Source organism: Neobacillus novalis NBRC 102450 (assembly GCF_001591805.1).
GTDB classification, from domain to species: Bacteria; Bacillota; Bacilli; order Bacillales; family Cytobacillaceae; genus Neobacillus; species Neobacillus novalis.
Window position 1 is genome coordinate 41,912 of sequence record NZ_BCVP01000041.1, and the last position, 11,061, is coordinate 52,972.

The 11,061-nt window shown below is 37.4% G+C and carries 14 protein-coding genes; 8 read left to right on the plus strand and 6 right to left on the minus strand.

All coding sequences use genetic code 11. The features are described from left to right. Window positions 1-213: 213 nt before the first annotated feature. From BANVL01_RS22720 to BANVL01_RS22730, 3 genes are all read left to right on the plus strand, one after another. Window positions 214-714 (plus strand): RNA polymerase sigma factor, encoded by a 501-nt coding sequence (locus BANVL01_RS22720; protein WP_066093116.1) that lies wholly within the window; start codon window positions 214-216, stop codon window positions 712-714. Further along, window positions 714-1,481: a hypothetical protein gene (locus BANVL01_RS22725; protein WP_066093113.1), complete on the plus strand. Its 768-nt coding sequence runs from the start codon at window positions 714-716 to the stop codon at window positions 1,479-1,481. The genes BANVL01_RS22720 and BANVL01_RS22725 overlap by 1 nt, the downstream gene beginning before the upstream one ends. 387 nt (window positions 1,482-1,868) lie before the next feature. Beyond that, window positions 1,869-2,627 (plus strand): YheC/YheD family protein, encoded by a 759-nt coding sequence (locus BANVL01_RS22730; protein ID WP_066093111.1) that lies wholly within the window; start codon window positions 1,869-1,871, stop codon window positions 2,625-2,627. Between the two features lie 365 nt (window positions 2,628-2,992). On the opposite strand, the gene BANVL01_RS22735 is transcribed toward BANVL01_RS22730, so the two are convergent. From BANVL01_RS22735 to BANVL01_RS22750, 4 genes are all read right to left on the minus strand, one after another. Beyond that, window positions 2,993-3,466 carry a GNAT family N-acetyltransferase gene (locus BANVL01_RS22735; RefSeq protein ID WP_066093108.1) on the minus strand — a complete coding sequence of 158 codons (474 nt, stop codon included), beginning with the start codon at window positions 3,464-3,466 and terminating at the stop codon, window positions 2,993-2,995. Window positions 3,467-3,705: 239 nt separating this feature from the next. Then, window positions 3,706-4,266 (minus strand): GNAT family N-acetyltransferase, encoded by a 561-nt coding sequence (locus BANVL01_RS22740; RefSeq protein ID WP_066093105.1) that lies wholly within the window; start codon window positions 4,264-4,266, stop codon window positions 3,706-3,708. 213 nt (window positions 4,267-4,479) lie between these two features. After that, window positions 4,480-4,899 carry a GNAT family N-acetyltransferase gene (locus BANVL01_RS22745; protein WP_066093102.1) on the minus strand — a complete coding sequence of 140 codons (420 nt, stop codon included), beginning with the start codon at window positions 4,897-4,899 and terminating at the stop codon, window positions 4,480-4,482. Between the two features lie 233 nt (window positions 4,900-5,132). Continuing rightward, entirely contained in the window at window positions 5,133-5,393 is a 261-nt protein-coding gene (locus BANVL01_RS22750; RefSeq protein WP_066093099.1) for a hypothetical protein, read from the minus strand. 259 nt (window positions 5,394-5,652) lie between these two features. Here BANVL01_RS22750 and BANVL01_RS22755 point away from each other — a divergent pair, with 259 nt between their 5' ends. Both BANVL01_RS22755 and BANVL01_RS22760 read left to right on the plus strand, forming a co-directional pair. Further along, the gene (locus tag BANVL01_RS22755) at window positions 5,653-6,453 is read left to right on the plus strand and encodes an alpha/beta fold hydrolase (protein WP_066093096.1); all 801 of its coding nucleotides are present in this window, start codon (window positions 5,653-5,655) and stop codon (window positions 6,451-6,453) included. Between the two features lie 21 nt (window positions 6,454-6,474). After that, window positions 6,475-7,452 carry a sensor domain-containing diguanylate cyclase gene (locus tag BANVL01_RS22760; RefSeq protein ID WP_066093094.1) on the plus strand — a complete coding sequence of 326 codons (978 nt, stop codon included), beginning with the start codon at window positions 6,475-6,477 and terminating at the stop codon, window positions 7,450-7,452. Window positions 7,453-7,703: 251 nt separating this feature from the next. On the opposite strand, the gene BANVL01_RS22765 is transcribed toward BANVL01_RS22760, so the two are convergent. Next, window positions 7,704-8,942 carry an MFS transporter gene (locus tag BANVL01_RS22765; protein WP_066093091.1) on the minus strand — a complete coding sequence of 413 codons (1,239 nt, stop codon included), beginning with the start codon at window positions 8,940-8,942 and terminating at the stop codon, window positions 7,704-7,706. Between the two features lie 334 nt (window positions 8,943-9,276). Between BANVL01_RS22765 and BANVL01_RS22770 the strand changes: the two genes are divergently transcribed. The 3 genes from BANVL01_RS22770 to BANVL01_RS28390 all read left to right on the plus strand — a co-directional run bounded on the left by BANVL01_RS22770 (window position 9,277) and on the right by BANVL01_RS28390 (window position 10,608). Beyond that, window positions 9,277-9,837 (plus strand): DUF4253 domain-containing protein, encoded by a 561-nt coding sequence (locus BANVL01_RS22770; RefSeq protein ID WP_066093088.1) that lies wholly within the window; start codon window positions 9,277-9,279, stop codon window positions 9,835-9,837. 377 nt (window positions 9,838-10,214) lie between these two features. After that, window positions 10,215-10,400, plus strand: coding sequence for a hypothetical protein (locus tag BANVL01_RS22775; protein ID WP_066093086.1), 186 nt, complete (start codon window positions 10,215-10,217; stop codon window positions 10,398-10,400). An 82-nt stretch (window positions 10,401-10,482) separates the two neighbouring features. Then, on the plus strand, window positions 10,483-10,608 hold the full coding sequence (locus BANVL01_RS28390; protein ID WP_235845715.1) for a hypothetical protein: 126 nt from the start codon (window positions 10,483-10,485) through the stop codon (window positions 10,606-10,608). A 271-nt stretch (window positions 10,609-10,879) separates the two neighbouring features. Here BANVL01_RS28390 and BANVL01_RS22780 read toward each other — a convergent pair whose 3' ends face one another. Further along, window positions 10,880-10,990, minus strand: coding sequence for a YvrJ family protein (locus BANVL01_RS22780; protein ID WP_066093083.1), 111 nt, complete (start codon window positions 10,988-10,990; stop codon window positions 10,880-10,882). Between the last annotated feature and the right edge of the window lie 71 nt (window positions 10,991-11,061).

An 11,061-nucleotide genomic window follows, 5' to 3' on the forward strand; every position in this document is an offset into this window, starting at 1 on the left:
AGAGTTATTCCATAATTTATCCACTGCCTTATGCCACCTTTCTAATGCCGCTAGTTGTCTATAGTACCATTTCGACATTCTTCCACATATTCCTTCTTACTGTGAATAGTCAGGCTATCCTCATTTTTATTTTTGCTAAAATGAATAAGAAGTGAAACAAATGAGCGAGTTGTTCGACTAATGAGTAGTTATAGAAGTGGGGAGTTTAGAAAAATGTCCAACAGCAGGATAAGTGATTGGTTTTATCAATACAGCAATGATGTCTATCAGTTTTTGATTTATTACCTGGGCTCAGTTGATGTAGAGGATTTGGTCCAGGAGGTTTTTATCAGGGCCATAAAAAATGAAGATTCCTTTCAGGAACACTCCACCCCGAAAACTTGGCTGTTTAGTATCGCTAGGAATTTGGCAATTGATGAAATTCGAAGAAAACAAAGAGGAAGAATCAAACAGCTGCTTTTAAAAGAAAAACAACGACCGTTTGACGATCGAACTCCCGAAAAGGTTCTCGAACTAAATGAGACAAATCAGCAATTGTTCCAAGCAATTCAGAAATTAAATAGAAATTATCGTGATGTGATTGTTTTACGTGGAATAAAAGAACTGTCAATCAAGGAAACAGCTGCGATTTTAAACTGGAAAGAAGAGAAGGTCAGGCTCACCTACCACCGGGCAATTAAGGCTTTACAAAATGATAAAGGGAGGTTTATGTAATGTCGGATAAAATTCACGCAGTCATCCAACAACAGTTAAAAGAGCTCCCCCAGCCCGTCCTGACAGCTGAGAAACAAGAGCAAATGCTTGATCACATTCATACTGCCGCAAATAAATACCATAAACGAAGAAAGTGGGAGAATGCGATGAAAAGAGTATATTTAGGTGCGGTAACTATTGCGGCACTAATCATTCTATCTATTCTGGGCTTTAATCAAATGGCTGATAAGAATTCTAGGTCTGGGAGTATACCAGAACACAGTACTCCATCAGAATCAGGTATTGTATCCAACTATATCGATCCTCCGGGTTTAACTGTTCACCAGGTGGCTCTAAACAATCTTTATGTGGAGATCCCCTATCAAAAACAGGATGTAAAAATCACGAAGAGAACAACGGACAAGTACATCTTTGTTGACATCAAGGACAAAGAAACCGGGAAAGTGCTGTATACTTACGGTGAATCAGTCGGTCACGATAAGGAAAAGCTAGTTTTCCGTGAAATTCAAACAAAAAAGACTAAGGTTCGCCTGCAAATGTTTGTAGAAATTGACTCTATTAAAGGGTTAATTACGAAAGTCAATAAAACGGAAGCAGGATACGATCCGCAGCCAAATAAAATTGAAGCGGAAGTGATTAGTTCCGGTTCGAGGTCAGGGAAGTTTCCAGCCGAAAACGTTGAACTACTGTCGAGTGTCGGTCTTAATTGGGGAAATGATATTCAACACCTGTATGAAGGCTATGTAATTGGTGTAATCAAAAACTGAGGGTTCAAAGCGGAAGATTGTGCGGTTGTCTTCCGCTTTTTTGTTTTTCTAATGGGGAGTTATGGGTGTTTTACTGAATGATTTGGACATTAATAATCGACAGGACTCCCGAGCACCGTACCAATCTAATTTTTCAGCTATTTCCTCTGAGTTAAAATTTCCGAACTTTCATTATTTCAAAATTTTAAAACTAATCCCATTATTAAGGGAACATTTATTCTGTAACAATTCAAAGAAAACAACCTCACCCCATACATGAATGCAGGGGCTTACGGTTGTTTGGTTTGTTCAAATGAAAATTTTTCGAACCATTTACCAATCTCCCCATACAAATAAAAAGCATTTTAATAAAATAATATGACAATATTTTGTGAGGTGGTGAGAAATTTGGTTCAAAAATTAGGAAAACTGGAACAGTTTAAATTATTAAACGCTAGCAGACTAAACCCCAAATATATTCCAACAACTACTGAATATTCACTAAAAAATTTACGTCTTTTCTTAACTCAATTTGACGTCATTTACATTAAACACGCTACCTCCGGCCAAGGAAGAGGTGTTTTTAAAATCACTAAGGGGCAAAACCAATTTTATTCACTAAATGGCTATTCTATGCAGGGAAAGCCGATTAATCAAAAACTGACCATTGAACAGATCCATAAACTATTACATCCATTTGAAAGCTTCGGGAGATTAAACCCTTATATCATTCAGGAAGGGATTCAAAGCGTAACTAAAACTGGACAACCTTTCAGTATTCGTGTTCATGTCCAATCTGTCAATGGCGAGTGGAAGGTTGGCGGCATACTTGCAAACATTAACTCTGAACTACTTGATAACAATGGTATCGTAAATAGACGTCGTGGTTCAAAGATTTTACCTATTCAGAGACTTTTGAAACATTACCTTAGGTTAAATCCACAAGAGGAAAGAGAACTTTTGGAAAAAATAAGCGATGTATCGATTGAAGCTTCCGAAATAATAGCAAACAAATACCCTGTAAGAGAATTTGGATTAGATGTTGGGGTAGACACTTATTTAAACCCAATAATCTTTGAAGTAAACAAAAACCCGGGTATTGCAGGATTTCACCTTATAGAACCAAAGCTTTGGCGGCAAATTGTTCAGAATCGTAAAAGCCTCTAATTCGTTAATTGTTATTTTTTACTCCCCCTATTCCTTATGAATTTCTTGGCACAATCTGCCTCTCATAAAGTGGTGCAAATCCATTTTATGGGGGGTAGTAAAAATTGAAACAAATTACTTATTTAATTATAACAACGAAGAGCTACTGCTTCTTCAACTAAACTGCCCCTTTGAATAAAGAAAAAAGATCGCCGCAGCGATCATTCTTGAGCTAAAGCACACCGTTTGTTTAAGTGTAAATCTTCACAATTTTTTTTACCTTAACAAAATCTAATCCGTTGATGTGTAGGGGCATATCAAAAAGACGCCTTCTTACTAAAGAAAAGCGCCCTATAACGTAATTAACATTAAACTTCTAGATTTCTTTATTTGAGGGTGAGAATAAACTCCTCCACATCTTCGCCACGTGCATTAGAATACCCACTGTCCTCACCAGTAATCACGAATCCACATTTCTCTAAAACCTTAAGAGATCCGGCATTATCTTTCGCAGCACGAGCATAAAGAGGACGAATTGTAATGTGTTTTAGAAATTCCCTTAAAGCTTTGGTTGCGATTCCTTTGCCCCAATATTCCTTTCCAATCCAATAGCTAACTTCTGGTTCTCCGAACTGCTCAAAACGTGAAATATGCCCAACCACATTATTTTCGATAATGATCGTCTGCTTCATAATATCCTTATCCGTAAGAATTTTGTTCCAGTGTGTAGTGAAGCTATCCCAATCACTGGGGTCTATGCTCGTAAAGGCAGCCATATAGTTCGCTTCACGGTTCTGTTGGTGCATAAAAAAAATAGGAAGGTCATCCTCAATCACATTTCGAAGAATTATGTTACTCATCATACTCCCCCTCGTAAAGTTTAGCTCATCGAATTCGATTCATTAAATTGATTTTTCGTTGGTCACACGAAGAAGGTCATATAACCAAAAATCTAGCCGCTAAAATTAAAGAACCTAAACAAGGGAAAAGTTGTCGCCATACTAACTTTTTTGCAATTCTATTTTTGAAGAACAAAGAAGATAGGGGGCGCCGCAGCTATGCCCATCTTGAAGTAATGCACCACATTTCCCTAGTTAAGCTACCTAAATATTATAGTAGTCTCAGAAGTACTCCTTTTCCAAATCATATGATTATACCCTTCGCCCCAATAATCCTTCAGCAAGTAATCAGGTTCTCCAAATTTTTTCTTCCATATTTTTTGTGCATTGGTATATCCACTATCTAAACAAAATTCTTCAATTCCCTTAATCTGGAGGGTTAGATACATAACGTTCAAAAGTAAATTACCGATACCTCGTTTTTGATAATCTGGATGAACAAATACTGTACCAACCTCAATACATCCCTTTAATGCTCCATTTGTGCAATTAACAATCAATTCACTGGCAGGACCGTATTCAATTGAACCGATAATCTTATTATCATTTTTATCTAAAGCTATCCAAAAAAAACGAATTTCTCCGTTGCTATCAATATCCCAATTCAAGTATTGATTCTTATACTCAATTTCATCTCTTATTGCATCCTGCATTCCTGATAAGCCTTCTACAGCAAACGTATCCTTAATAACCTTACTAAAAAATTGATTCATCTCTTTAGCGTCCTCAATTCTTGGTCTCCTTACCTCGATGTTATACACCCCTATCACTTCCTTTGCTTGATATCTCAGTCCCCTTGCATAGAATGTCAATACTTAAAAAAATTATAAATGAAAGTTAGAATCATAAAAATAGCCTTTTTAATAGACACAAGAAAAAGAGTTGCAAAAGCTACTCCCTGTCAACTCTTGCATATGTTAATTTAGCAAAATCAAATCCACTTAACAAACAACTTAATTTTAAATCTATTATGTCTATTTTTTTGAAATTACAGTAAACATTCCTGTCATATTGGGTGAGAAGTCTTTAAAATCATATCTCTCATAGAACGATTCTTTGCCTTGTGATGCAAACAAACCAACAAACGCCTTATCTGGGGCATTTGTATATAAGTATTCAACCAAAAGATTCATTATTTCATTTCCAATACCATTTTTCTGATAATCTGGATGAACCACTATATCTTGGATATAGAAATAAATAGCCCCATCTCCAACAATTCTCCCCATACCCACAATTTGTTCATTATCCTTGACTGTGATGCAGTGAATAGAATTCCTTAGTGATGTTTCCACTACTTCAAAATTCATATAATTGGTCCATCCCACAGACTCACACAAATATTTGTATTCTTCCAATCTGGGAATATTATTTTCAATCTTATATTCTTTCAAAATGTTTCCTCCAATGCTTCAAATTTCACCAATAAATATGTATTCGACATCGTTTTATTTACTCCTCTTCCTGTGCTAACCTGCCAAGTTAGCACAATAACAAAAGTCGCTGATCGTTGTTAAAGCTGTAGATACTTTCCTTAAAATAAAAAATTTATGTGGTATTGCCATATTGCAAAGCAGGAACGCTATAAACTTCAAGCATAAAAAAGAGGAGAGTATTTCTCTCCTTGTTACTGAGGTTCATGTCCGATAATAGGCGAACCAGTTGAAGTATGTTCATTTACCCAATCAAGAGATACCTTCGAAACGGCTGACCAATTAGGAATTTGGTTGTCATGCTGCTCTACCCAACTCATACAATATTGTGGGTCTATGCTCTTTTCTAGGCATTGTGCTAAGAAAGACTGAATGTTTTCCTCCGTGCAGTTTTCCCATGAACCACACGTTTCAGCCCAAATACGTTCCATTTCCTGTTTGCTATCGTTTACCATATTTATTTCCTCCTTGATTAAATCTACAAAATAAGTTTGTCCAAAGAGAAGAAATATATTTACACTTTTCCTTTCACTATGAAAACGCTCCTATAGAAAACCATATCCAAAGCGGCAAAGCATCGTACCCTTTGTGCAAACATCGATTGCATAATTTATTGGAGAAAAATGAAATAGTTGATTTTTACTAGATATTTAAGGCGTAATCCATCAAAATGGAATATAAGTGAAAATATTTAGGAAATGGAGACATTTGTTCATGAATGATGTGATGAAACGAAATAATGTGAAGGTGATGGGACAGGGAGAGCAAACAATTATTTTTGCGCATGGATTTGGTTGTGATCAGAGCATGTGGCAATATATTGCTCCTACATTTGCTGAGCGATATCGAATTATTTTATTTGACTATACAGGGTCAGGCAATTCAGATATCACGGCGTACCAATCTGAAAAATATAGCACGCTTCAAGGGTATATGCAGGATGTCTTGGATATTATTGAAGAAATGGATCTCCAACAGATCCTATTCATTGGCCATTCGATAAGTTCGATGATTGGGATGCTTGCTGCAATTGAGCGGCCGGATTACTTTGATAAATTAATTATGATTGGGCCTTCGCCTTGTTATTTAAATGATACAGACGGATATGTTGGTGGCTTTGAACAGAGTGATATTAACGAATTACTTGCATTGATGGAGATGAATTTTGCAGGATGGGCAAGCTATATGGCGCCATTTGCTATGGACCAATCTAAGGATCCCAAGCTAACACAAGAACTAGAGAATAGCTTTGTCTCAACGAACCCGCGTATCGCGAGGGAGTTCGCGGAGGTAACATTCTTCTCGGATTATCGCGCGAGCGTACCATCAGTGGAGGTACCTACACTGATTATTCAATGCTCGAATGATAGCATTGTTCCAATAGAAGTAGGAGAATATTTAAATAAGCATTTACAAAATAGTACGCTTCAAATCATAGATGCAAGAGGGCATTATCCACATATTAGTCAGCCTTTAGAAACGACTAAGATTATTACAGATTACCTAATGAATTAATGAATAAAAGGGAGATTATTTATGGATGAAAGATTAATAGAGGCACCTTGTGGGTTTATATCGATTGACCATAATGGATCTATTATCGAGGTCAATAAAACCTTTCTTGAATGGATGGGCTTCAAGCAAGAGAATTTAGTAGGAAAGCATTTTGAATCGTTATTAACGACAGGAAATAAGCTGATTTTTCATTCTTATTTTTATCCGAATATTAATTTGCATGGGCATGTAGAAGAGCTATTCATTAATCTTAGAAACCAAAATGGTGAATCCGTTCCTTATTTGATGAATGCTAGACGATTTGGGCAGAATGGTCAAGAAATGATTGACTGTATTTTGGTTCAAATGAAGAAGCGAATTGATTATGAGTTAGAATTACGTACGACTAAAAAACAAATGGAAGAGGCCTACATAGAGAAGAATCTAGCTTTTGCAAAACTAGAACAAATCTATCTTGAAATTGAGAAGAAACAGATTGAATTAATGGAAATCAATTCAGGATTAGTCGAAATATCGAATACAGATAAGCTCACAGGCATTCCGAACAGAAGATTCTTTCAAGAAAAGCTAGAAGAGCAGATTGAATTGTACCTCAAAGAACAAAAAACGTTCTCTCTGCTTATTATTGATATTGATCATTTCAAAAAAGTGAATGATACATATGGGCATCAAATAGGCGATATTGTCCTTGCGAAATTAGCCAATATCCTAAAGACCCAGGCGCGACCTGAAGATATAGCGGCGCGATTCGGTGGCGAAGAATTTGTCATCATTCTTCCGCATACTGGTGTGGATGAGGCAATATTGATGGCTCAGAGGATTAATCAAGAGGTTGAACGAGCTGAATGGAAAGAAACAGGTTGTTTAACAGTGAGTGTTGGGGCAGCGACATTTACTGTTAAGGATACAGAAGCAACTATCTTGAAAAATGCCGATCAAGCTCTCTATGCTTCCAAGGAAAATGGTCGAAATTGCGCCACACATTTTAGCGAGTTATAATTTGGTGCCTCCCCAAATAATGTTAACGATTCGACAAAAAGCGGGTGGTGAACACTGGCACTTAACCAAAAATATGATTTCGGATTAAGTGTGGTGAACCGTATCATAAGTAAATGAGGTTTATTGTTGGAAAAATCAAAAGCCAAAACTAACAAGTTATCAAAAAAAGTTGTTAGTTTTTGGCGTTTATTAACCTATACTTAATATTTTTATAAATTAGTCAGTCAGATTCTTATTATTTTAATGCACTTTTAGATTTCGTCATCTTCTATTCGAGCTTTTCGCATCGATGAAAGACTGAACCATAGTCCACATAAAGCTAGGCCAGCTATAGAAATCCATAAAGCCGTTAGGAACCCTAGTCCATCGGCGATGGCACCACCTATTGGGGCACCGATAACGACCACACTACGGTTGATGGATCGCATCGTTGCATTCATGCGACCTTGCAGATGAGATGGCGTGACATGCTGCTGATAGCCTATTTCGAGAGGACCCTCGATTCCCATGGCAAAGCCATACAATAGCTGCCCTACAACCGCAAAAATGAGAGTTATGTTAAGTGGGTCGGAGTTGTTAGCTGCTGGAGCTAGAGCCATCACAATCACTGCTGGAGCATAGAGAATTCGAGAAAAAGCTATTGCACGCCCGACACCAAAGCGCTCACCGGCCCGAGTAGATAGAGAGGTTCCAGCGACTGCACCGACACCTGCAGCGGCGAGGGCAAACCCAAGGTGCGAGGCATCGAAGCCAAGCTCAATCAAAAAAAAGGATACGAGGACTGTCATCGTCATGCTATGGAAGAAAAACCAGACGTGCGTGTTTAAAGCAAGTGTACGAAGGTATTGGTGTTGGTAGACCCATTTTAAACCTTCCTTGATTTGCTGGCCAAGTGGACCAGCCCTTACTTTTTCTGAGGGCTGATGTTTAATAGAGGCCATTAAAACGCCTGAAAACAGATACGATACGGCATCTACAAGAAGGGCAAAAGGTGCACCAATCCATGAGACAAGTCCACCTCCAATGGCTGGACCACTCGTTTCCGCAACAGCTGCGCTTTGTTCTAACCGGGCATATGCACGTGTTAATAAAGGACGAGGGACTAGTTGTGGCACAAAGGACCGGTAGGCAACATCATTAAAAAGAGACAAGGTACCAAAGAGCACCAGCAAGATCATTAGCCAGCCAATACTGAGTACTCCTGTGACAGCCAATAAGCAAATAAAAGCAAAGATAATACCACGCCCCATATCTGTTACCACCAGTACAGTCTTTCGGTGAAAACGATCAACCAAAACCCCCGCTATTAATCCCAACAGTACGTACGGAAGCCATCTAGATGCTGAAACCCAGCCAACATCAACAGCACTGCCTCCCATATTACTAACCACCAATACCTGAAGAGCCAGAGTAGTAATATATGTGCCAAAGTTTGAAGTTGTCGATGCAAGCCAAAAACGAACAAAGCTTCTGTGCTCCCTTAATTTCATCGGGGGTTCACCTCTTTTGTCAATTTATCCACCTTAAAGATATAGTAATCTATAATCGACTTTCAAAAAAGGGAAAACATACTAAGTAATTGAGAAAATATTATTATGGAAATATATAGCAATTAGTTTGATGGAAAAGCCTCATTTAGATACACCACGGTGAACCATACCATAAATAGAGGCGGTTTTTAAGATGAAATAATTAGAGGTGATACAAATTTCTGTATCACCTTTTAATGTAGATAAATTTTTAAGAAGGTAATATTTAAATTTTATTGAATTTATAAATATGATCCTCTTTATCCAATAACAAAGCCCTTAGGAGATGAAGAACATGGGTATATTTGATAAATTCAAAAAAAGTAAAGGAAAGAAAGATTATATTGAAGAATTAATTGCTAAATTGGGTTGCGACTGTTCAATCATTAAGGAGAACGATGTTAAAGGTGTTATGACCAAGTATCATCAAGCGCTCATAGAAGGCAAAAAAGATGGATATACACCACTTATTATTATCCCTTCAGAGATGATGTTAGAAATAGTTGATACCGAGGTGGATAAAGAATACTCGAACGATGATCGAGAAACAATTATTGCGAAAGCGGAGGATATTGATGTAAAAGAGTTGTTAAAGAGACTGCTTGATGAGGTCATGCCTATGGAAGATGACGAAGACTACGATATCACAGGTGAGTTTTCAGCAGAGGAACAGACAAACTTTTTTCTATCTATTGAAGATGCAATTAATGAGAAAATCATTCTAGCTAAGATTCCAACAGATAAACCTTGGGAAGTAGCTGCCTGGGTTCCAATGGGAGGATTTAATGAATGTCCTATGCCAGAGGAGCAAGTTGCAGTATTTAAATACTGGTATGAAAAGAATGGTACTGGATGAATTGGATGATTACACAGAATCATGAGAGTCATTCCTACTTTACGATTTAAATCTGAGTGGGATGTTCAAATTATGCCAAGTTACATGGGTACAACAGCAAATGATACAGTAGCGATGAGGTGTATATTGAATCAGTAATCAACAGAAGTGAGAAAAGTCAAAAAATCTCTTCCTGACTTTAGTATGTACCCCCTATTGATAGGGGGATTAACTTTTTCTAGCGATGCCACTAATTAGGAAATTTTTTTAGATTATTCACCCGTCTTAGTAAAATGGTCTCAAAAAGGCTCATTATTATTTACCTATATTTTCTTACTATTGGTATAGTTTGTTATAGAAGTTAGTAAGAAATGAATAAACAAAAGGAGGTGGGAATTATGACAAGTCAAGTGAAAAAGAAATGGATTATTAGAATCATTGGATGGGTAATGATTATTTCTCTAGGAGTATACAAAGTCTACTATCCTACGAAATATCCAGCTACAATTGCCGATTTCGGTGAATTCCTCTTTGTAGTGATTGCAGCACTATTATTAACTTATAAGATTGGTTCTAAAAAATAAAAATGGTTGGTCTAGCACCCCTAAAACAAAGGGAGCATTCCAAAGATAAAAATTATATTATAAGACAGAGAGTGGAAACAAAATGTCGAGTAGTAAATGGCAGTGGATTAATGGGAAATGTTATTATTTCTATTCCAATGGTTCAATGGCAGTTAATAGAACCATAGATGGTTCCAGAGTCGGCTCCGATGGCGCTTGGATTCAGTGAATAAGGATTTAGGCATATATAATAGAAGAAACTCGGAATGAACGACTTGAAGTACAGCCCCCTAGCGGCCAAGGAAAAGCACTCCTATTGGTACCTGAGTTGGAACAGCTACAAGAAACCATCCTGGCAGCAATTGGAGTACCTCGCGGAATTTGTTCAAGTTGGGTAGCTTACTAGAACTATAGCCACCAGAGCTGAGAAATTAGACAAGATGAAGGACAAATTGTCGATATTTTTTAATAGATTAGTCCTTCATCCGGTTGGGCAGTTCCTATATCGATTGGACCACCGCATCTAGCTTGGATTCAATCCGATAGAGCAGATAGAGGGTCACAACAATCGGGAATCCGACTTGGCTGATGAATGAAATGACTTCTTCCACGAGTATTCGCTCCTTTCTATTTTATTTGGATTTACAAGAAAAGACCGGCTTCAACTTGAAACCGGCCCCCT

Coding starts and splice junctions, on each gene's coding strand:
- BANVL01_RS22720 (WP_066093116.1), top strand. CDS start 214: ATGTCCAACAGCAGGATAAGTGATTGGTTTTATCAATACAGCAATGAT.
- BANVL01_RS22725 (WP_066093113.1), top strand. CDS start 714: ATGTCGGATAAAATTCACGCAGTCATCCAACAACAGTTAAAAGAGCTC.
- BANVL01_RS22735 (WP_066093108.1), bottom strand. CDS start 3,466: ATGAGTAACATAATTCTTCGAAATGTGATTGAGGATGACCTTCCTATT.
- BANVL01_RS22750 (WP_066093099.1), bottom strand. CDS start 5,393: ATGGTAAACGATAGCAAACAGGAAATGGAACGTATTTGGGCTGAAACG.
- BANVL01_RS22755 (WP_066093096.1), top strand. CDS start 5,653: ATGAATGATGTGATGAAACGAAATAATGTGAAGGTGATGGGACAGGGA.
- BANVL01_RS22760 (WP_066093094.1), top strand. CDS start 6,475: ATGGATGAAAGATTAATAGAGGCACCTTGTGGGTTTATATCGATTGAC.
- BANVL01_RS22765 (WP_066093091.1), bottom strand. CDS start 8,942: ATGAAATTAAGGGAGCACAGAAGCTTTGTTCGTTTTTGGCTTGCATCG.
- BANVL01_RS22770 (WP_066093088.1), top strand. CDS start 9,277: ATGGGTATATTTGATAAATTCAAAAAAAGTAAAGGAAAGAAAGATTAT.
- BANVL01_RS22775 (WP_066093086.1), top strand. CDS start 10,215: ATGACAAGTCAAGTGAAAAAGAAATGGATTATTAGAATCATTGGATGG.
- BANVL01_RS28390 (WP_235845715.1), top strand. CDS start 10,483: ATGTCGAGTAGTAAATGGCAGTGGATTAATGGGAAATGTTATTATTTC.